At 70.4% G+C, this 20,325-nt stretch carries 15 protein-coding genes; 7 read left to right on the forward strand and 8 right to left on the reverse strand.

Features of this window, described 5'->3' with window-relative positions:
* The first annotated feature begins 3 nt into the window (after positions 1 to 3).
* From N5079_RS15075 to N5079_RS15085, 3 genes are all read left to right on the forward strand, one after another.
* Positions 4 to 1,224, forward strand: coding sequence for a glycosyltransferase family 2 protein (locus N5079_RS15075; RefSeq protein WP_261584378.1), 1,221 nt, complete (start codon positions 4 to 6; stop codon positions 1,222 to 1,224).
* A gap of 50 nt (positions 1,225 to 1,274) precedes the next feature.
* Entirely contained in the window at positions 1,275 to 3,056 is a 1,782-nt protein-coding gene (gene metG / locus N5079_RS15080) for a methionine--tRNA ligase (RefSeq protein WP_261584379.1), read from the forward strand.
* A 312-nt stretch (positions 3,057 to 3,368) separates the two neighbouring features.
* Entirely contained in the window at positions 3,369 to 4,262 is an 894-nt protein-coding gene (locus tag N5079_RS15085) for a TatD family hydrolase (protein ID WP_410007793.1), read from the forward strand.
* A gap of 110 nt (positions 4,263 to 4,372) precedes the next feature.
* On the opposite strand, the gene N5079_RS15090 is transcribed toward N5079_RS15085, so the two are convergent.
* Entirely contained in the window at positions 4,373 to 5,836 is a 1,464-nt protein-coding gene (locus N5079_RS15090) for an FG-GAP repeat protein (RefSeq protein ID WP_261584381.1), read from the reverse strand.
* The gene (locus tag N5079_RS15095; RefSeq protein WP_410007791.1) at positions 5,833 to 7,449 is read right to left on the reverse strand and encodes a serine/threonine-protein kinase; all 1,617 of its coding nucleotides are present in this window, start codon (positions 7,447 to 7,449) and stop codon (positions 5,833 to 5,835) included. The genes N5079_RS15090 and N5079_RS15095 overlap by 4 nt, the downstream gene beginning before the upstream one ends.
* A gap of 89 nt (positions 7,450 to 7,538) precedes the next feature.
* Between N5079_RS15095 and rsmA the strand changes: the two genes are divergently transcribed.
* Positions 7,539 to 8,438: a 16S rRNA (adenine(1518)-N(6)/adenine(1519)-N(6))-dimethyltransferase RsmA gene (rsmA, locus tag N5079_RS15100; RefSeq protein WP_261584382.1), complete on the forward strand. Its 900-nt coding sequence runs from the start codon at positions 7,539 to 7,541 to the stop codon at positions 8,436 to 8,438.
* A gap of 144 nt (positions 8,439 to 8,582) precedes the next feature.
* Here rsmA and N5079_RS15105 read toward each other — a convergent pair whose 3' ends face one another.
* The 4 genes from N5079_RS15105 to N5079_RS35355 form a co-directional block, all read right to left on the reverse strand.
* On the reverse strand, positions 8,583 to 9,947 hold the full coding sequence (locus tag N5079_RS15105; RefSeq protein ID WP_261584383.1) for an FG-GAP repeat protein: 1,365 nt from the start codon (positions 9,945 to 9,947) through the stop codon (positions 8,583 to 8,585).
* Positions 9,944 to 10,429 carry a hypothetical protein gene (locus tag N5079_RS15110; protein WP_261584384.1) on the reverse strand — a complete coding sequence of 162 codons (486 nt, stop codon included), beginning with the start codon at positions 10,427 to 10,429 and terminating at the stop codon, positions 9,944 to 9,946. The genes N5079_RS15105 and N5079_RS15110 overlap by 4 nt, the downstream gene beginning before the upstream one ends.
* Positions 10,430 to 10,573: 144 nt before the next feature.
* On the reverse strand, positions 10,574 to 12,238 hold the full coding sequence (locus tag N5079_RS15115) for a hypothetical protein (protein WP_261584385.1): 1,665 nt from the start codon (positions 12,236 to 12,238) through the stop codon (positions 10,574 to 10,576).
* A 69-nt stretch (positions 12,239 to 12,307) separates the two neighbouring features.
* On the reverse strand, positions 12,308 to 13,843 hold the full coding sequence (locus N5079_RS35355; RefSeq protein ID WP_315967838.1) for a serine/threonine-protein kinase: 1,536 nt from the start codon (positions 13,841 to 13,843) through the stop codon (positions 12,308 to 12,310).
* A gap of 32 nt (positions 13,844 to 13,875) precedes the next feature.
* Between N5079_RS35355 and N5079_RS15125 the strand changes: the two genes are divergently transcribed.
* Together N5079_RS15125 and N5079_RS15130 are read left to right on the forward strand one after the other, a co-directional pair.
* A complete protein-coding gene (locus N5079_RS15125; RefSeq protein ID WP_261584387.1) occupies positions 13,876 to 14,808 on the forward strand; it encodes a 4-(cytidine 5'-diphospho)-2-C-methyl-D-erythritol kinase in 933 nt (310 codons plus the stop codon).
* A gap of 80 nt (positions 14,809 to 14,888) precedes the next feature.
* Positions 14,889 to 16,715: an ABC-F family ATP-binding cassette domain-containing protein gene (locus N5079_RS15130; RefSeq protein WP_261584388.1), complete on the forward strand. Its 1,827-nt coding sequence runs from the start codon at positions 14,889 to 14,891 to the stop codon at positions 16,713 to 16,715.
* Positions 16,716 to 16,958: 243 nt separating this feature from the next.
* Here N5079_RS15130 and N5079_RS15135 read toward each other — a convergent pair whose 3' ends face one another.
* On the reverse strand, positions 16,959 to 18,470 hold the full coding sequence (locus N5079_RS15135; protein WP_261584389.1) for a trypsin-like serine peptidase: 1,512 nt from the start codon (positions 18,468 to 18,470) through the stop codon (positions 16,959 to 16,961).
* Positions 18,471 to 18,809: 339 nt separating this feature from the next.
* Positions 18,810 to 19,373, reverse strand: coding sequence for a MarR family winged helix-turn-helix transcriptional regulator (locus N5079_RS15140; RefSeq protein ID WP_261584391.1), 564 nt, complete (start codon positions 19,371 to 19,373; stop codon positions 18,810 to 18,812).
* An 86-nt stretch (positions 19,374 to 19,459) separates the two neighbouring features.
* On the opposite strand from N5079_RS15140, the gene N5079_RS15145 reads away from it, so the two are divergent.
* Positions 19,460 to 20,218, forward strand: a complete 759-nt coding sequence (locus N5079_RS15145) for a trans-aconitate 2-methyltransferase (RefSeq protein WP_261584392.1) — start codon at positions 19,460 to 19,462, stop codon at positions 20,216 to 20,218.
* The last annotated feature ends 107 nt before the right edge of the window (positions 20,219 to 20,325 follow it).

Here is a 20,325-nt window from a genome sequence, read left to right on the forward strand (position 1 = left end):
GACGTGGAACTGACCGTTGTCATGCCATGCCTCAACGAGGCCGAGACCGTCGAAACCTGCGTCCGCAAGGCCATCGCCTGCATGCGGGAGCACGGGATCGACGGCGAGGTGGTGATCGCCGACAACGGCAGCACCGATGGATCCCAGCAGCTCGCCCGGGACGCCGGGGCCCGCGTGGTCCACATTGACGAGAAGGGCTACGGAAACGCCCTGCTCGGCGGCATCCGGGCCGCCCGCGGCAAATACGTCATCATGGGCGACGCCGACGACTCCTATGACTTCACCAGTCTGATGCCCTTCGTCGAGGAGTTGCGCGACGGCGCGGAACTCGTGATGGGCAACCGGTTCAGGGGCGGGATCGCGCCGGGCGCCATGCCGCCCCTCCACCGCTACCTGGGCAACCCCGTCCTGTCGTTCATCGGGCGGCTGTTCTTCCCGAGCGCCATCGGCGACTTCCACTGCGGCCTGCGCGGCTTCCGCCGCGACTCGATCCTCCGGCTTGGCCTCCAGACCGGCGGCATGGAGTTCGCCTCGGAGATGGTCGTCAAGGCCACGCTGCAGGGGCTCGACGTCCGCGAGGTCCCGACGACCCTGTCGCCCGACGGCCGCTCCCGCCCGCCGCACCTGCGCTCCTGGCGGGACGGCTGGCGTCACCTGCGCTTCCTGCTGCTGTACAGCCCGCGCTGGCTGTTCTTCATCCCCGGTCTCGTGCTGATGACCCTCGGTCTCGTCGCGGGCGCGGCGCTGACCTTCGGGCCCGTCTACATCGGCAAGCTCGCCTTCGACGTCGACACCCTCGTCGGCGCGTCCGCGATGGTGGTGAGCGGCTTCCAGGCCGTGCTGTTCGCGCTGTTCACGAAGGTCTACGCGGCGGAGGAGGGCTTCCTCCCCGAGGACCGCCGGATCCGGAAGCTGGTGGACATCGTCACGCTGGAGAAGGGCCTGCTCGCCGGTGGCCTGCTCGCCGTCGCGGGTCTCTGCGGCCTGGTGGCGTCGCTGGCCCACTGGGGAGGTCGCGACTTCGGCGAGCTGATCCCGGCCGAGTCGCTGCGTCTCGTCGTGCCGTCCGCGACCGCGTTCGTCATGAGCTTCCAGACGATCTTCGCGTCGCTGTTCATCAGCATCCTCGGCATCCGCCGGTCGCGGGAGACCCCCGCCGACATCGCCGCGTCCGCGGCGGAGGAGGCCGCCGAGGCCGTCACCCGCACCCCTGCCGACGCCTGAATCGCGTAACCGGTTCGAGACTCCACGCGTAACGCCCTAGGCTTGTGCTCATGTCCCAGCACATCTTGACCGCCGTCGCCTGGCCGTACGCGAACGGCCCGCGTCACATCGGGCATGTCTCCGGCTTCGGGGTGCCCTCCGACGTCTTCAGCCGCTACCAGCGGATGGCGGGCAACAAGGTGCTGATGGTCTCCGGGACCGACGAGCACGGCACGCCGATCCAGGTGCAGGCCGACAAGGAGGGCGTCACCGCCCGCGAGCTCGCCGACCGGTACAACCGGGTCATCGCGGAGGACCTCGTCGGCCTCGGGCTGTCGTACGACCTGTTCACACGGACCACGACGCACAACCACTACGCGGTCGCGCAGGAGATCTTCCTGGGTCTCTACAAGAACGGGTACATCTTCCCCAAGACCACGATGGGCGCGGTCTCCCCGTCCACCGGTCGGACCCTTCCGGACCGGTACATCGAGGGCACCTGCCCGATCTGCGGCTACGACGGCGCCCGCGGCGACCAGTGCGACAACTGCGGCAACCAGCTCGACCCGATCGACCTGATCAACCCCCGGTCGCGGATCAACGGCGAGACGCCGGTGTTCGTCGAGACCGAGCACTTCATGCTCGACCTGCCCGCGTTCTCCGAGGTGCTCGGCACGTGGCTGCAGTCGAAGCAGGGCGAGTGGCGGCCCAACGTGCTCAAGTTCTCCCTCAACCTGCTGGGCGACCTCCAGCCCCGGGCGATCAGCCGCGACCTCGACTGGGGCGTGCCGATCCCGCTGGACGGCTGGCGCGACCGCAACGACAAGCGGCTCTACGTCTGGTTCGACGCGGTCATCGGCTACCTCTCGGCCTCCATCGAGTGGGCCAGGCGCAGCGGCGACCCCGACGCCTGGCGGCAGTGGTGGCAGAACCCGGACGCCCGTGGCTACTACTTCATGGGCAAGGACAACATCGTCTTCCACTCCGAGATCTGGCCGGCGATGCTGCTCGGCTACAACGGGGAGGGCGCCAGGGGCGGCACGCCGGGGTCGCTCGGCAAGCTCGCGCTGCCGTCCGAGGTCGTGTCGAGCGAGTTCCTGACGATGGAGGGCCGGAAGTTCTCCTCCTCCAGGCAAGTCGTGATCTACGTCCGCGACTTCCTCGAGCGCTACTCGGCCGACGCCCTGCGCTACTACATCGCGGTCGCCGGCCCGGAGAACCAGGACACCGACTTCACCTGGTCGGAGTTCGTCAACCGCAACAACGGCGAGCTCGTCGCGGCCTGGGGCAACCTGGTCAACCGGTCGATCTCGATGGCGGCCAAGAACTTCGGCGCCATCCCGGAGGCCGGCGACCTCACCGACGCCGACCGCGCCCTCCTGGAAAGGTCCCGTACGGCTTTCGCCGCGGTCGGGGCCGAGCTCCAGCGGTCCCGGTTCAAGAACGCGGTGACCGAGGCGTTCGACGTCGTGCGCGACGCCAACAAGTATCTGGCCGACCAGGAGCCCTGGAAGATCAAGGACGATCCCGAGCGGCAGAAGTCGATCCTGCACGTGGCCCTCCAGGTCGTCGACGACGCCAAGACGCTGCTCACGCCGTTCCTGCCGAACTCGTCGAACAAGATCTTCGAGATGCTCGGTGGCGAGGGCGTGTGGTCCGGCATGCCGGAGATCCGCGAGGTCGACGAGGACGGCGGGCCGACTTATCCCGTCATCACGGGCGACTACCAGGGCGCCGCCCGCTGGGAGCACCGCCCGATCAAGGCCGGCACCCCGCTGGCCCCGCCCACGCCGCTGTTCGCCAAGCTCGACCCCAAGGTGGTCGACGAGGAACTCGCCCGCCTCGCCGACTGACCTTGTGGTGATCATGCACAGGTTCCCAGGGAGCCGGTCTCACCTGCCCCTTTCTCGTGGTGATCATGCGCAGGTTCCCGGGGAACCGGTCTCGCCTGCACCTTTCTCGTGGTGATCATGCAGACTTTCCTGGGCGCGGGAAGTGACCAGGGCGAACGCAGTTCGTGATCTGGCATCGGCGGGCGTCTGCCTGATCACGAAAGATGTTTTGCCAGGTCAGCCGTTATCGCCGGGAATATGTGCATGATCACGCACGGCTGGGGGCTGCTCATGCAGTGCGTGTGGGAACGTGTTCATGATCACATCCAAGGGGTGGGGGGTGGCTCCAACGGGAGCGGTAAGTTGAGGGGCGTGACCGGGATTCCGCCGCTCCCCGAGCCGCTGCCGGGTGAGGTCTTCGACAGCCACTGCCATCTCGACATCATGGTGGGCAATCGGCAGGCGTCCTCCGGCGATCCGGTGGCCCAGGCGGCGCAGGTCGCCGGCGCCACCGTCGAGTCGATCCTGGACGAGGCCAGGGCCGTCGGGGTCACCCGGCTCGTGACGATCGGCTACGACCTGCCCTCGTCCCGGTGGAACGCCGCCACGGCGGCCGGCCACGCCGATGTCTACGCGGGCGTGGCCATCCACCCCAACGAGGCCCACGCGGCCACGCCGGAGGTCCTGGCCGAGATCGAGGAACTGGCGCGGCAGCCGTACGTGCGGGCGGTGGGGGAGACCGGGCTCGATTACTTCCGTGACTGGGCCTCGAAGGGCGACCAGCACGCGAGCTTCCGGGCGCACATCGAGATCGCCAAGCGGACCGGCAAGGCGCTCGTCATCCACGACCGGGACGCCCACGACGACGTGCTCTCGGTGCTCGCCGACCAGGGTGCTCCCGATGTCGTGATTTTTCATAGCTTTTCCGGTGATGCCGAGATGGCGAAGCGGTGTTCGGACGCCGGATACTTCATGTCGTTCTCGGGGCCGGTGACGTACAAGAACGCCGACTACCTCCGGGAGGCCGCCCGCGTGGCGCCCCTGGAACTGATGCTCGTGGAGACCGACGCGCCGTACCTTCCTCCGGTGCCGCACCGGGGCAAGCCGAACGCGCCCTACCTCATCCCGCTGACGCTGCGCTGCCTGGCGGAGGTCAAGGGCGTCGAGGTCGCGGACCTGGCCGCCGCCATCACCGCCAACGGCGAAACCGCCTTCGGAGCCTGGTGACCCGCACTCGGACGCTCAGCGGCGCCGGTAGGCGCGGCTGAGCCCATCGTCGCCGCAGGTCAGGGCACTAGTCCGGTCGGGAGGGGAGACCGGCGACGCTCCGCCCGCGCTTATCCCGCGACGGCGGAGCCGAAATCGGCCGAGGCGCCGCCGTCGATCTTCCCGGGGCCGTAGTACACGGGGTCGCCTTCGCTGATCAAGGCCACGGCGCCGGTCGGGCCTCTGTCAGGGACGCCGATAAGGAGCCGTTCACCCGGCGACAGCGCGTTCTGGCCGCCGAGGTCCGCGACCGAGGCGCCGAAGCGCTCCTGGCGGCCGCTCGGCAGCCACATGGTCTCGTCGGCCCCGTTAAGGAAGATCCATCGCACGAGTCCAGACTCCTTTGGGCCTGACCCGGCCGTCGCGTACGGGCTGCCGACGGCCAGGGACAGGATGCCTCTGGGGCTCCAGAAGGCGAGGCTCCACCCTCCCAGCCCGCCGGATCGCCCCTTGACTGTCCGCACGGGGGTCAGCTCGCTGCTCCCCTTCCTGACGAACACCTCCACGATGCCGGGTTCCTTCCCGCCCGCGTCGGCCAGCGGCGCGCTCGCGGCGAGGTAGCCGTCGCCCTTCCATTCGGCGTAGTCCAGCGCGTATCCGAACCGGTCGCCCGAGGCCTCCCGGACGGTGGCCGACGCCTGGCGGAGATCCCATTTCCGGCTGGTGTAACGACCCGCGGCGCCCCGGACGTCGAAGATCACGCCTACCATTCCGGCGTCGATCTTCCCGGACGCGACCTGCCTGCCGGTGCCGTCGTCGTTCTCGTACGGCACGCCGACGGCGAGGTCCAGCTCGCCGGGCTTGCCACCGAGGTGGCCGAGGGCGAGGGCCCAGCCGTACATGTCGCCTACCTCGCTGTTGCCGATGACGCCCTCGGAGTCCTGAGTGATGACCGCGGTAGCCTTCGCCGTGTCGCCCACGTCGAACAGGTGGACGGCTCCCGAGTCCGTCACGCCGTCCCGGTCGGCGTGCGGCTCGCCCACGGCGACGAGCGCGCCGCCTTGGGCCGCCTGCGACGGTGGTAGCTCGGCCGCCGCGAGCGACCAGCCGAAGTGAGCGTTCGCCTGAGGTTCCCGGGGAAGTGGCGTGACCCGTGGCGGGCCGTTCGGCGTGCCGTAGAAGACGTAAGCGGCCCCGGCGTCCGTGCCCCCGCCTGAGGCATCCGCGTACGGCGCGCCCACGATCACGTCCAGGCATCGGTCACCGTTGACGTGAGCCGTCCGTACGGACCATCCGAACCCGTCGCCCGCCTTGCCATCGGGGCTCTGGAGCACCAGGACGCCGCCCCGCCCGCCATCGAGCAGGACATGTACGGCTCCCGCACCCTCGGCGACCGCGCCGTCCCCGCTTGTGCCCTGGCCACCCCGGACGTCGGCGAACGGGTCACCGACGACGGCGTCGTCGGTCCCGTCGCCGTCGAAGTCGGCCGCGGACGCCTCCGAGCAGTCGGCGCGGGCAAAAGCCGTACCAGGGCTGGACAGCCCGGTGACGAGGAGAGCGAGGAGAAGCGCCGGCACTGCGCGCAGGAGCCTCACAGCTGCACCTCTACACCGTCGGTGAGAACGAGTCTCGTGGGCTTGCGGCCCGGCGGAAGATCGAAAATGAGGACTCCGTCAACCTTGGCGCCCGGCACGAGAGCGGTCGGCAGGGGAGTGGACGCCTTGTCGGCGTCATGCTCGCCTCCCCGGTCGTCGAACAGCCGGGGGGACATGGTGGAGACAGGCGCGAGGTCGCCTCCCAGGTTCACCATCGTCCAGCGCACGACGCAGAGGCCGCCCTTCGTCGCGGTGACGCTCTCGTAGGCCGGCAGCCCGCAGCGTGGCTGCTGCGGCACGAGTATCTGGGTGTCCAGCGTGAAGGCGCCGGGCGTTCGGGTGCCGGGCGTTCGGGTGCCGGACGTTTGGGTGCCGGGCGTTTGGGTGCCGGTCCCGGCTAGCCGGATCCGCCGCCCGACATCCGCGCCCACGGCGGGGGCCTTCCCGGCCGCCGGTGCCTTGGCCGCCACGACCGTGCCGGCGTCGCCCGGCCTCTGACGGGCCGTGACCAGCACGCCTACGGTGACGCCCAGCGCGACCACTACGGCGGCCGCGGCGAACAGCCAGCGGCTCGCTCTGGAACGCCACCGCGTGGCGAGGCCCGGCTCCGTCGCGGTGGGAGCGCCGAGGATCTGAGTCGCGTCGGGCTCCGCCGCGACATTGGGCGGGGGCTCCCACGACTCGGTGAGCATCTCCGTGGCCGTCACGGCAGGCGACGGTCGGTCCGGAACCGGCGCGACGCCGCCGACCAGCGCGAGGAGCAGGTCCTGCGCGCTGGGCCGCTGCGCGGGGTCGGGGTGGGTGGCCCGGCGGGTCAGCTCGTCGAGCGGCGGGGGCAGGACACCCAGGTCGGGGCCGTTGTTGACCACGCGGGCGGCGAGCGTGACCGCGTCGCCCCGGCCGTAGGGGTGGCGCCCGCTCCCGGCGTAGCCCACCAGGCATCCCCAGGCGAAGATGTCCGTCGCCGGGGTGATCTCCTCGCCGCGGACCTGTTCGGGAGCCCACCACCCCGGGCTGCCGAGCAACTCGCCCGACTGCGTGAAGCTGTGCGTGGTGTCGAGCGCCCGCGCGATCCCGAAGTCGATCACCCGTGGTCCCGACATGGACAGGATGACGTTGGCGGGCTTCAGGTCCCGGTGGACGAGCCCCGCGACGTGGATGGCTGCCAGCGCCGCCGCCACGCCGAGCGCGACCCCGTGGAGCGGGCCCGCCCCCAGCGGGCCGTACGTCGTGATCTGCCGCGACAGCGGAGTCCCGGCGATGTACTCCGTGACCATGTACGGCCTGCCGTCCGCGGCGTTGCTGTTGTCCAGCACCTGGGCGGTGCAGAACGAGGCGACCCTGCGGGCGTTGTCCACCTCGGCGTGAAACCTGGCGGCGAAGTCGTCGTCGGCCGTGAACTCGGTCTTCACCACCTTGACCGCGACGACCTGGCCGGCCGGGGCCACGGCGAGATAGACGGTGCCCATGCCGCCCTCGCCGAGCCTGCCCAGCAGCCGGTAGGGGCCGATCGCCGCCGGGTCGTCCGGGCTGAGCGGTTCGGCGCCGGTGGGTCGCATGGGCGCGCCTCCTTGCCTGGCGGCGTCGGTGCCGCGCGTCGCCACGTTATCCACGTCCGCTCCCTCCGTATATGGCATGTTCGGCACCGAAAGAAGAATGGATGGCCGTTGGCCGGGAGTACCAGGTAAATCGACACGCTCGCATGCAGGACACTGGAGGCATGAGTCTGCTCGGCCCGGTCGAAGTGCGCACGTTGGCGGAGAAGCTGAACATCCGGCCGACGAAGAAGCTGGGGCAGAACTTCGTGATCGACGGCGGCACGGTCCGCCGGATCGTCCGGGTGGCCGAGGTGACCCCTGACGACGTGGCCATCGAGATCGGGCCGGGGCTGGGCTCCCTCACGCTGGCGCTGCTTCCCCAGGTCGCGAAGGTCGTCGCGGTCGAGATCGACCCGGTACTCGCGGAGCAGCTGCCGTTGACGGTGGCGGACATGGCTCCTGAATACGCCGACCGGCTGTCCGTGGTCCACGCCGACGCTTTGCGGGTCCGTCCGGGTGACCTGGCGGCCCGGCCGACCGCGCTGGTGGCCAACCTGCCCTACAACGTGTCCGTTCCGGTCGTGCTGCACCTGCTGGAAGTGCTGCCGTCGTTGCGTCGCGGCCTGGTGATGGTTCAGGCCGAGGTGGCCGACCGGCTCGCGGCGACGCCCGGCTCGAAGATCTACGGCATTCCCTCGCTCAAGGCGGCGTGGTACGCCGACGTCCGCCGCGCCGGGCCGGTCGGCCGCAACGTCTTCTGGCCGGCGCCGAACGTCGACTCCGGGCTGGTCTCCCTCGTGCGCCGCGACCCCCCGGAGACGACCGCGACCCGTCAGGAGGTCTTCGCCGCCATCGACGCGGCGTTCGCGCAGCGCCGCAAGACCCTGCGGGCCGCCCTCGCCTCCTGGGCGGGTACGGCCGCCGCCGCCGAGGAGGCGCTCGTCAAGGCCGGGGTCGACCCGTCCGCGAGAGGGGAGCAGCTCGGCATCGACGACTTCGCCCGCATCGCGGAGCACTCTCCCGTAGCCCACTCTCCCGCAGCCGCCAGACGATCCAGCCCGTAGGGTCACAGAGGCCCCCGCGGCTCCCGCGGCCGGCGATCCCGCGTCCGCCGGGCGGGAGCGCCGTGGCCGGGGAGTATCGGTAGCCGGGGGCGTATCGGCCTGGGATCCGCGCGACGGCGGCCGCCGCAAGGGGTGACGGCTCGCTCAGCCGACAGAGGCGCCGAAGTCGAGCGCGGTCCCGGCCTCGTGCGGCCGGAGTCTGCGAGTAGGGGAGACGCCCGGAGGCGGCGGGACGTAACCGTCGCCGGGGGCCAGCCAGGTCATCTCGCCCCCGCCCAGCGGGATGAGGGCCGCGGCTCCGGTCGTGCCCCGGTCGGGGGCGCCGACGAGGAGCCACCCGCTGTCCGTGCCGGTCACGGCCCAGCCGAAGTGGTCACCGGGGCCGCCTCCTCGGATGACCTTCCCGGCCCCGCCTTCCAGCGGCACCGTCGTCACCAGCCCGCTCCCGGAAGGCACTCCGCCATACGGGGCGCCCACGACGAGGTCGCCCCCCACGACGCCGAGGGAGAAGCCGTGAGACGCGTCCCCCTTCAGGACACGGAAAGGCCGGACCCCGCCGCCCGGCGGCGCGCGAAAGAGTTGCACCTGGCCGGCTCCCGGCGCTCCGGCCGCGAGGTAGGCCACGCCGCGCCACTCACCGGTGGCCACGGCGTAGCCGTACCGCCCGCCGGGTGAGGAGAGCCTGAACTGCTCGCCTCGGGGAGCTGGAGAGGTCACATCGCTCAGCACGGTCACGGCCCCGGAGTGCGGCACGCCGCCCGGGCCGGTTTGAGCACCCGAGCCGTCGTCGTTCTCGTACGGCGCGCCGACCGCCAAGTCAGCGACGCGGGTGTCGCCGGCGAGACGGCCGAGGGAGAGCGACCAGCCGAACATGTCCCCCGGCTCGCTGTTGCCCTGCACTCCGGGCGAGTCCTGGGTGAAGCGCCGGGGAGTGCCCGCCAGGCGGCGTCCGCTGAGGCGGAACAGATAAACGGCTCCCGAGTCGGGCGCCCCAGGGCTGTCCTCGTGTGGCGCCCCGATGGCGACCATGCCGCTCCACGCGGACACCGACCAGCCGAAATGCCCTTGAGGGTGCCCCGGCGCCCGCAGCACGGTGACCTCGTGGCCGCCGCCCCAGATGATCTGCGCGTATCCGTCGTCTCCGGGGCTGTAGGTGTAGTCAGGCACGTCCGTCCGTTCGCTGGCGATCATCTGAGGGCTGCCGACGACGAAGTCTGTGCAGCCGTCCCCATCGATGTCGTACCGGGCGATCGGGCCCGCAGGGGTAGTGGGAAGCCGCGCCTGTATCAGGCGTGGGCGGACGCGGGGAAGCCCGTCGCCGGTCGCCTCCAGGGAGTACACCGCTCCCAACCCCGCTGAGCCGTACTGTTGCGCGTTGGGATCGGCCACGACCAGCTCCATCGCGCAGGCCGGAGTGCCGCCCGACGCCGATGCCGACGCCGGGGCCGGGATCGGGAGGAGCATTCCGCCGAGAACGGCCCCGGCGGCCAGCGCTCGATGGATCCTCACAGCAGCACCCGGACAACAGGGCCGCCGGGAACCAACCGGCCCTCCAGCCGGACCGGTCGCCGTTCCTTCGGCATGCCGTACTTCACGATCAGCGGGGCGACGCGCCGGCCCGGGAACAGAGTGGGCAGCGGTTCGGCGGTTTGTAGCACCGCGTCGTGGCCGCCGCCCGTGTCATCGATCAGCTCGGGGAACCGCTCGGTGAGGTGGATGGTGGCCGGTCCGGGGTTGCCCAACAGCACGATCATCCGGCAGGTCTGGCGGTCCGGATGGCGGAACCCTCCCACGTAGTTCGGGTAGCCGCAGCCGTGGGTCTGGATGATCATCCAGGGCGCGTCGAAGTCCGGCCCGAGCGGGATCCTCCTGCCGAGATCGGTCACCTGGGCGGCGGCCGGTCGTGGTCGGCGCGGCACGTCCGAGCGGGTCACCGCCATCGCGCCCACTACGACGAGCGAGGTGACCACCACTGCGGCGAGACACACCACGGCTGTCAGCGGGCGAGGGCGACGCTTCGGGTGGCGTTGTGGCGGGTCTTTTGGTGGGTCTTTTGGCGGGTCTTGGGGCGGCCCTTGCGGGCGGCCGACGCCTCCGACCTGGGTGGGCAGATCCCGTATGTCCACAGCCGCTCCCTATCCCGCCAGGGTGGCTCCGAAGTCCAGTCCGAAGTCCAAGGGGTTCTTTCCACTTGGATCCGCGTGCGGGGGGAAAAGTTCGTGGGGATTTCCACTTCCCATCACGGTCACCGCGCCCGTGACACCCCGATCGGGAGCGCCAACCAGGAGCCAGTCGTCCCCGGCCCCGCTCACGCTCCACCCGAAATGGTCGTACGCGCCGGGCTGTGCCTCCCTGATCATTCGCCCGCCGGACACGCCCTCGATCGGAAGGAGGTGTACGGCACCGCTCTCCGGCGCCGTGGGATAGCTCTCGCCCGGGACGCCGACGACGAGAAAGGCCCCACCCAAGGCCGCGGCCCATTCCCCAGACGAGGCCCCGGACGAGGCCCGGGAAGAGGTCCCCGACGAGTCCGGGCCCAAGAACGTCGAGGAGCCCGTCAAGGAAGCCGCGGGGGAGGCGGCAGGGGAGGTCGTGGAGAACGCCACCGCGAAGCCGAACCTGTCGCGCTCGTCCGTGGTGTCCCCCACCTCGGCCGTTCCCTGGCGCAGCACCCGCAGAAAGCGCGGGCCCGTGCCGGTGGTCTCGAAGAGCAGGACCGCTCCCGCGTCGCGCACGCCGCCGGGGTCCGCGCCGGGCGCGCCCGCGGCCAGATATCCGTGGTCTCCCTGCCGGCCGTACGCCACGGAGTAGCCGAGATGATCGCCCGTGGCCGGAGACAGTTCGTTGGTGACCGAGGAGAGATCCCAACCGGCTCCACTGTAGGACCAGGGCCGCGTGGACACGTCGTAGATCACAGTGACCCCACCGGAGTCCGTCGCGCTGGTCTCCTCCCGGTCCTCGAAAGGAGCTCCCACCGCCAGGTCCACTGAGTTCGGATAGCCGCCGAGCCTGCCCAGTGCCACGGACCACCCGAACATGTCGCCCGCCTCACCGCTGCCAGGAACCCCGGGCGTGTTCTGCGTGATCCGCTGGGGCCGGCCCGGGTCCCGGCCGCTGAACTGGTACACGTACACGGCGCCCGAGTTGGCCACCTCGTCGGCGTACTCGTGCGGAGCGCCGACGACCAACGTGCCGCCGCCTCCTGCGCCGCCACTGAGCACGCTGCCGCCACCTGTGCCGCCTGCCCCTGTGCCGCCTGCTCCTGTGGCACCGACCGGTGCGATGCCGAATCCCGCGCCGCTTTCCGGGCCGTCGCTCACGGCCACGGACCAGCCGAAGTGGGCGCCGGTACGCGCCATGGGGGCCTTCAGCTCCAGCCGGGCCGCGCCGGTCCGGCCGAAGTCCCGCCCACCCCAGTAGACGTAGGCCACCCCTGCTCCGCGGACCTGTGCGGAGCCGGCGGTGCCGTACGCGAAGGGGTTGGTGACCACCAGATCCAGGCAGCGGTCGCCGTCGAGGTGGCCCGCGCGGGCGGTCCAGCCCGGCGCTCCCGCGGCGAACTCCTTGATCACCGGGTTGAGCAGCCCGGCGGATCCGCCGCCCAGCAGGAACAGCCTTCCCGCCCCGTCCGCGCCGAACGGATCACCCGCGACGGCGTCGTTGTCGCCGTCTCCGTCGAAGTCCGAGGTGCCCGCGTGCGCGCACTCGTCCTGGCCGCGCCGGTCGGGCAGGTCTGGCGCGGGCGACACCGCGCCGACGGAGGTCAGCAGGAGCATCGCGACGAGAAGCAGGCGTCTCACAACCGCAGCCCTCCCAGACAGACCTTCACAACCGCGCCCTCACGCAGGGCTCCCGCGGCGGCGCACCGTTCACAGACGCACCTCGATGTCGTCGCCCCCGGCGACCACGGATCCGGTGAGGCGGGCCGGCGTGCGGTCGGCGGGGATCGCGTACTCCCCGCCCAGCCGTAGCATGTCGCCGGGCTCGATGAAGGCCGCCTCGGGCCGGAGGTTCCGTACGGCCTTGTGCGTGACTCCCTGGTCGTCCACCAGATCGAGGGGGCCCGCCAGATCCACCGCCGTGCCGCCCATGTTGACCACCAGCCAGCCGACCCGGCAGGAGGTTTCGCGCTCTCCGCTCTCGCAGGCGGGCCGCTGGACGATGACCTGGACGTCTCCTATTTCGATGTGGCGGCCGATGTCGTTCGCCCGGCCCGCGCCGGAAGGCTGCCCGTCCTGTCGGCTCGCGCGCAGCCCGATGAGCAGACCGGTCGCGACGGAGAAGATCACCGCGACGACCAGCGCGGTGGTCAGATGCCTGCGGCGTCTCTTCGGAGCGGGGAGGAGGTTGGGCGGGGGATCCCAGATGTCCTCGATCACGTCGGTGACCTGGGTCGTCGGCTCGGCGCGCCCGCCGACGAGGGCGAGCAGGAGCTCCTGGGCGGTCGGCCGGTGCCGCGGCTCCTGATGCAGCGCGCGGCGGACCAGATGGTCGAGCGGCTCCGGCAGGCTGCCGAGATCGGGCTCGGTCTCCAGCACGCGGTGGGCCAGCACCATCGGGTCGCCCTCTCCGAAGGGAGAGCGGCCGTTTCCGGCGTAGGCCACCAGGCAGCCCCAGGTGAAGATGTCGGCGGCGGGGGTGATCGGCAGGCCGCGCAACTGCTCAGGGGCCCACCACCCCGGAGTGCCGACGACCTCACCCGTCTCGGTGTGCCCGTGGGTGGCGTCCACGGCCCGGGCGATGCCGAAGTCGATCACGCGTGGCCCGGACATCGACAGGATCACGTTGGCGGGCTTCAGATCCCGGTGGACCAGCCCGACCGCGTGGATCGCGGTGAGCGCGGCGGCCACGCCGAACGCGACGCCGTGGAGGGTGGCCGGTTCGAGCCGGCCGAACGTGGCGATCTGGCGGTCGAGCGGCGTCCCCTGGATGAACTCGGTGACCATGTAGGGCCGCCCGTCGGCGGTCTCGCCGTGGCCGAGGACCTGGGCCGTGCAGAACGACGCGACCGCCCGGGCGTGCTCCACCTCCGAACGGAACCGTGCGGTGAAGTCCTCCGCCACGGCGTACTCCCGCCGGATCACCTTGACCGCGACCAGCCGGCCGTCCTCCGACGCGCCGAGGTACACGGTGCCCATCCCGCCCGTGCCGAGCCGGCCGAGCAGAGTGTGGTCGCCGATGGTGGCGGGGTCGCTCGGAAGGAGGGGGTCGCTAGCGGGGGTGCGGAGGTCTATGGGCGCTCCAGATGACCTGTGGATTGCCGCAACCGTACCGTGACCTGTACGGCTTTCGCCCTGGTTTAGGTGGATCTCTTGACCGGCGTAGGGCCAGGTCACGTTAGGCTCGGGTCTCGTGACCGCAGTGAGCCGGCGCACAGGGAAGAGTCGGCGAGCGGGCGCGATCACATGGTCTCGAGTGAGGAAGCGGTGAGCGAGCGATGAACAGGGTGACCGTGCGCGTCCCCGCCAAGGTCAACCTCCAGCTCGCCGTGGGCCCGCTGCGCGACGACGGCTACCACGACCTGGTGAACGTCTTCCACGCCGTCTCGCTGTTCGACGAGGTCACCGCCACCGAGCACGAGCCCGCCTCGTCCACCCCCGCGGCCGGGATGCTGACGGTCAGAGTCGAGGGCGAGTCGGCGGCTGACGTGCCGGCGAACAGCGACAACCTGGCCATCCGGGCGGCCCGGGCGCTGGCCGGGTGGGCCGGCCGCTCCTACGGCGCCGACCTGCTCATCCGCAAGTCGATCCCCGTGGCCGGCGGGATGGCCGGAGGCAGCGCGGACGCCGCCGCAGCGCTGGTCGCCTGCAACGAGCTGTGGGGCCTCGGCCTGCCGCTCGGCGACCTGATGGAGATCGGCGCCGACATCGGCAGCGACGTGCCGTTCGCCCTCTTCGGCGGCACCGCCGTGGGCACCGGGCGCGGCGAGAGGCTCACGGCCGTCGAGACGTCCGGGGCGTTCCACTGGGTGTTCGCGCTGGCGGACGGCGGCCTGTCCACTCCCAGGGTGTACGGCGAGTGCGACCGCCTGCGGGAGCTCGCGGGGGAGACCGTGGCGTGGCCCGCCGTGAGCGAGCCCCTCATGGCGGCCCTGCGGGACGGCGACGCCAAGGCGCTCGGCCTGGCCCTGGCCAACGACCTCCAGCCCGCGGCCCTGGCGCTGCGCCCCTCGCTGGCGCGCACCCTGGACGCGGGCCGGGAGCGGGGAGCGCTCGGCGCGATCGTCTCCGGCTCGGGCCCCACCTGCGCCTTCCTCGCCGAGTCCGAGACGCACGCCGCCGAGCTCGCCGCCGCCCTCGAAGCCGCCGGAGTGTGCCGCTCCGCCGTCACCGCCTTCGGCTCCGTCCCCGGGGCCGTGCTCGTCCACTAGATCACCGCTGGATCACACCAGATCTCCGCGGATCGGCCGAATAGGCTCGCGGGACGGTTGCCGGATAGGCTTTACGGGCGATGAACCTGGTCAATCTTGAATCCGTCTCCCATGCCTTCGGGCCCAAGCCGCTGCTCACCGACGTCTCCCTCGGCATCGAACAGGGCGACCGGGTCGGCGTCGTCGGCCGCAACGGCGGCGGCAAGACCACACTGGTCTCGATCATCGCCGGGGAGCTGAAACCCGACAGCGGCCGGGTCACGCACAACCGGGGGCTGCGGGTCGGCATCCTGTCCCAGCGCGACGACTTCGATCCGGCGGCAGCCGTACAGGACCTGGTCCTTTCGGACAGGGCCGAGCACGAGTGGGCCGGCGACCCGGCCATCAGGGAGATCCTCGCCAACCTGCTCGGCGACATCGACCTCTCGGCGCACGCCGGCGCCCTCTCCGGTGGCGAGCGGCGCCGTACGGCTCTCGCGAAGCTGCTCATCGGCGAGCACGACCTGATCATCCTCGACGAGCCGACCAACCACCTGGACATCGAGGCCATCGCCTGGCTCGCCGGGCACCTCGCGCAGCGGAAGTCGGCGCTGCTGGTGGTCACCCACGACCGGTGGTTCCTGGACGCGGTCTCCACGCGGACGTGGGAGGTCGTGGACGCCTCCGTCGAGCGCTATGAGGGCGGATACGCGGCGTACGTCCTGGCCAAGGCCGAGCGGGCGCGGATCGCCCAGGCCGCCGAGGACCGCCGGCAGAACCTCATGCGCAAAGAGATCGCCTGGCTGCGGCGCGGGCCGCCGGCGAGGACGTCCAAGCCCAAGTTCCGCATCAACGCCGCCGAGGCGCTGATCGCCAACGAGCCGCCCCCTCGGGAGACCGTGGAGCTGCTCAAGTTCGCGTCGGCGCGACTCGGTAAGACCGTCTACGACCTCGAAGACGTGACGCTCCACGCGGGCGGCCCCGGGACGGGCCCGCTCGTGCTCGACCACTGCACCTGGCAGTTCGGCCCCGGCGACCGGATCGGTCTGATCGGCGTCAACGGCTCGGGCAAGTCGTCGGTGCTGCGCCTGCTGTCCGGGACCGTCGCGCCCGACTCGGGCCGGGTCGTGCGCGGCAAGACGGTGCGGCTCGCGCACCTGTCCCAGGAGCTGGCCGAGCTCGACCCCTCTCGCCGGGTGCTGGAGACGGTCGAGGAGGTGCGGAAGTACATCACGGTCGGCAAGAAGGAATGGTCGGCCTCCCAGCTCCTCGAACGCCTCGGATTCAAGGGCGAGGCCCAGTGGAAGGTCGTCGGCGACCTGTCCGGTGGTGAGCGCCGCCGCCTCCAGCTCCTCAGGCTCATCATGGACGAGCCCAACGTGCTGCTCCTCGACGAGCCCACCAACGACCTCGACATCGAGACGCTCACCGAGCTGGAGGACCTGCTCGACGGCTGGCCGGGCACGCTCGTGGTGGTCAGCCACGACCGCTACTTCCTGGAGCGCGTCGCCGACCGATCAGTGGCCCTCCTGGGCGACGGCAGGCTCTCGATGCTTCCCGGTGGCGTGGACGAATACCTGGAGCGGCGCGCGGCCGGTGGGGCGCTGTCCGCCCGCGCCGCGGCCTCGGACGGTACGGCTCCCGCCGCCGCGGCCGAGGACGGCACGCCGAACGGCCAGCCGGCCGCGTCCGGGGGGATGTCGGCAAAGGAGCAGAGGGAGCTCCAGAAGGAGCTGAACCGGCTGGAGCGGCAGCTCGACAAGCTCGGTGAGCGAGAGGCGAGCCTGCACGCGCAGATGGCCGAGGCCGCGAGCGACTTCGAGCGCCTGGGCAAGCTCGACGCGGAGCTCCGGGAGGTCGGCGTGCAGAAGGAAGCGGTCGAGCTCGAATGGATGGAGCTAGCCGAACGCCTCGACGCCACCCCCTGACCTACCCCCGCTCGTGATCATGCACCCCCGGCCGTGACCACGCACCCCCGCTCGTGATCATGCCCAGGTTCCCGGACGCACGGCCTGACCTGCCGCGATCCTGGCCGTGATCATGCACGCTGTCCCGCGCACGCCCGCCAGCCAGGCGCGACGCGGTCCGTGATCTGGCACTGAGAACGCGAAAGGGCCCGGCGGGATGCGCCGGGCCCTTCCGTTCGACCACTAGATCATCTAAGGGATGACTCAGACGATCTTGCCGGACCAGAGGTTGGCCGCGGACTTGTAGACGCCGTACAGCTCACCGTCGAAGTACGGGGAGATGCTGGTGTCGATGCGGTTGTTCTTGTCGGTGTCGGAGACGCCGATGGTCACACCGTTCAGGTAGCCGAGACGACGGCCGTTCTTGTAGCTCAGCAGCCAGGAGGAGCCGATCGAGCCCTCGCCGGTGAAGGACGACTTGACACCCACGAGCTCCTCGCCCTTGATGGCGGCGGCGGAGGCGGCGAAGGTCTTGCCGTACGACCACTTGAGGGTCTTGCCGGTGTAGGCGTAGTTGCCGTCCGGGTGCGATCCGCTCGGGTAGCCGAACACGAAGACCGGCTTGCCGACCTTCTGGTTGTAGGCGAGACCCTGGCCACCGACGTTGTCACCGAGGCGGCCGACGTCCGTCAGCGCGATCGACAGGATCCTGCCCTTGAGGACGTAGTCGGTGTCGAAGACGCCCCAGAAGGTGGCCTTGTACTTGTCCTCGCCCTTGGTGAAGTAGAAGACCGTCTGCTTCTTGGCGTCGGTGGAGTTCCAGCCGCCGTTGCCGTACTCGGCGTCGGTGGCCTTGGTGACGACGGTGCCCCACGTGTTGTCGCTGAAGGTGGAGGTGCCGTGGTCCTTGGCCTGGTTCTCGAGGGTGGTCCGCGCCGAGTCGATGGTGCTCGGGTCCACCGCGAGCTGGGCGACGCTGGCGTCGACCTTCTGCGAGTCGGCGGTGCCGACGGTCACCTTGTGGGCCCAGTCCACCACGGGCTTGATCCAGAGCCTGGAGTAGCCGTTGGTCTTGTCGGCCTCGAGCTCGGCCTTCTTCTTCTCGGCCAGGTCCTTGGTCTCGAAGGTCTGCGAGACCCAGTCCTTGGCGGCCGACGTGGGCAGGACGCCGTTGTACACGGTCACGAACGCGTAGTCGCGGTCGCCGTCCTCGTAGACGTCGTAGTCGTAGTGCGTGAACGCCTGCTTGCCGACGTAGATGCCCCACGGGGTCTTGCCCTGGTAGTAACCCGGGATGAAGACCCACTTGTCGAGGGTGGCGGCGTTCGACTCGGTGTCGTACACGCAGTGACCGGCGGTCGCGACCAGGTTGTGGTACGCGGACTGCACGGAGGTCGCGGTGCACCAGTGCGGCTTGTGGTCGGCGCCGATGAAGAAGACCTTGCCCGTGGTCTTGGGCAGGTTGATGTTCTTCGACTTGGCGGCCGACTTCTTCTCGTCGCCGATCGCCGGGACGACGCCGGGCTTGCTGTCCGCGGCCGGGCCACCCGTCGAGACGTGCTTGGCGACGACCTTGGTCTCCACGTCGTACGGCGTGGCGTTGATCAGGTTGGCCTTGTTCTCGCCGTACCAGAACGCGGCCACCTGCTTGGCGGCGAGGTTGGTCTTGGCCAGCGGGTCGGCGGAGACGTCGCCGGAGGCGTGAGCAGGGGCGGCGATAGCAGCGGAGGCCAGCAGCCCAGCTGCGACGCCACCAAGTGCGAGGGTGCGCTTCAAGGGGGATCTCCCTGGTCTGTCGTGAGGCGGCTCTTGCGCCCCATGCGTCAGTAAAGGAACGGTTGACAAGTTATAAGAGAAATCGGGTGGGCATCTGGTAACCAGCCGTGCTTTTTGTGGCGAGGCGGACTGGGGCCAACAAAGGCGGCGATAGCGGCCGTCGCACGCGACAGAAGTTTGCGCAGATCACCAGTCATGTCGCGCGGAGAGCGCTTACAGAGCGTGATAGATCGATCCACTCGGCGATGTGACCTAAATCACATCACTGACATGAAACCGGAAAGCCTTGTGACCACGTCTGAGCCTGCCGTGTTAGCGAGCGGATCGTGGGGGTAACAGCTACTGCACTCCGCTGTCGGAGGCGTCAAAAGGGGCGTCAAAAGGGACGAGCAGCGTGCGCAGCAGGCCGGCGAGGGCCTGCTGCTCATGCTGTTCCAAGCCGGCCAGCAGCTCGCGCTCGCGTCGCAGCAGATCGGTGAAGGCGGCGTCGACCCGGTGCAGTCCGGCGGGGGTCAGGCGGACGAGCACTCCGCGCCGGTCCTCGGGGTCGGGCCGCCGCGTCACGAGCCCGGACGCGGCGAGCCTGTCGATCCGGTTCGTCATCGTGCCCGACGTGACCAGGGTGGCCCGCAGCAGCGTTCCGGGGCTCAGCTCGTACGGCTCGCCGGCCCGGCGCAGGGCCGTGAGCACGTCGAACTCCCATGACTCGACGCCCTGGTCGGCGAAGGCGGCGCGGCGCTCCCGTTCCAGGTGCCTGCTCAGCCGTGACACCCGGCTCAGCACCTCCAGCGGAGTCACGTCCAGGTCGGGGCGCTCCTGTCGCCACGCCGCGACCAGCCGGTCCACCTCATCCTCGACCTGCCTGGAGTCCTCGACCTGCCTGGAGTCCTCGACGTGCGTCATGGGCCGAGTCTAGCTGTCTTGACATCGAGATATCCTGCCCGATATCAACTATCTCGATATCAAGATATCTGCCTCGCGGAGGAGCGATGAAGCACGACATCTGGGATCCGGCGGTCTATGAGAGGTACTCCGGCGAGCGCTCCCGCCCGTTCTTCGACCTGATCGCGCGGGTGAACCCCGCCGACCCCCGATCCGTCGTGGACCTCGGTTGCGGCACGGGGGAGCTCACCGCGACGTTGTGCCGCCGCTGGCCCGCGGCCACCGTGCATGGCGTCGACTCCTCACCCGCCATGATTGAGAAGGCGCCGCCCGGGCCGACCTTCGAGGTTGGGGACCTCCGGGACTGGCAGCCCGCACGGCCCGTGGATGTGATCGTCTCCAATGCCGCCCTCCAGTGGGTGCCGGAGCACCGCGATCTGCTCGACCGCTGGATCGGCTACCTGGCACCCGAAGGCTGGCTGGCGTTCCAGGTGCCGGGCAACTTCCACTCGCCCAGCCACGCGCTCATCCGCGAGCTGTGCCGTACGAAATGGCGGGATGAGCTGGGCGACCTCGCCCGGGACGCCCCGGTGGGGGAACCGGTGGACTATTTGCGCCGGCTCGTCGCCCTCGGCTGCACGGTGGACGCCTGGGAGACCACTTACGTCCACGTCCTGCCGGGGGAAGACGCCGTGCTCAACTGGGTCAAGGGCACCGCCCTGCGGCCCATGCTCGACCGGCTCTCCCCAGACCGCCGGGCGGCCTTCCTCGCCGACTGCGCCCGCGTCCTCGCCGAGGCCTACCCACGCGAGCCGTACGGCACGGCGTTCCCCTTCCGGAGGATCTTCGTCGTCGCCCATCTTTGAGCCGTTCGTACGGCATTGCCACACGCATGATCACGACGCGCTTTTAAGCAGTTCATCAGGCGGGGCGGGAACGTGTGCATGATCACGACGGTGTTGGGGCGGCTGAG

Source organism: Planotetraspora sp. A-T 1434, assembly GCF_025420585.1.
In the GTDB taxonomy this organism is placed as follows: Bacteria; Actinomycetota; Actinomycetes; order Streptosporangiales; family Streptosporangiaceae; genus JAOEGB01.

What these genes read in the sequence shown, in the direction of transcription:
- metG (WP_261584379.1), top strand. Translation starts at nt 1,275, where the DNA reads ATGTCCCAGCACATCTTGACCGCCGTCGCCTGGCCGTACGCGAACGGC.
- rsmA (WP_261584382.1), top strand. Translation starts at nt 7,539, where the DNA reads ATGCAGGACACTGGAGGCATGAGTCTGCTCGGCCCGGTCGAAGTGCGC.
- N5079_RS15145 (WP_261584392.1), top strand. Translation starts at nt 19,460, where the DNA reads ATGAAGCACGACATCTGGGATCCGGCGGTCTATGAGAGGTACTCCGGC.
- N5079_RS15130 (WP_261584388.1), top strand. Translation starts at nt 14,889, where the DNA reads ATGAACCTGGTCAATCTTGAATCCGTCTCCCATGCCTTCGGGCCCAAG.
- N5079_RS15140 (WP_261584391.1), bottom strand. Translation starts at nt 19,373, where the DNA reads ATGACGCACGTCGAGGACTCCAGGCAGGTCGAGGACTCCAGGCAGGTC.
- N5079_RS15125 (WP_261584387.1), top strand. Translation starts at nt 13,876, where the DNA reads ATGAACAGGGTGACCGTGCGCGTCCCCGCCAAGGTCAACCTCCAGCTC.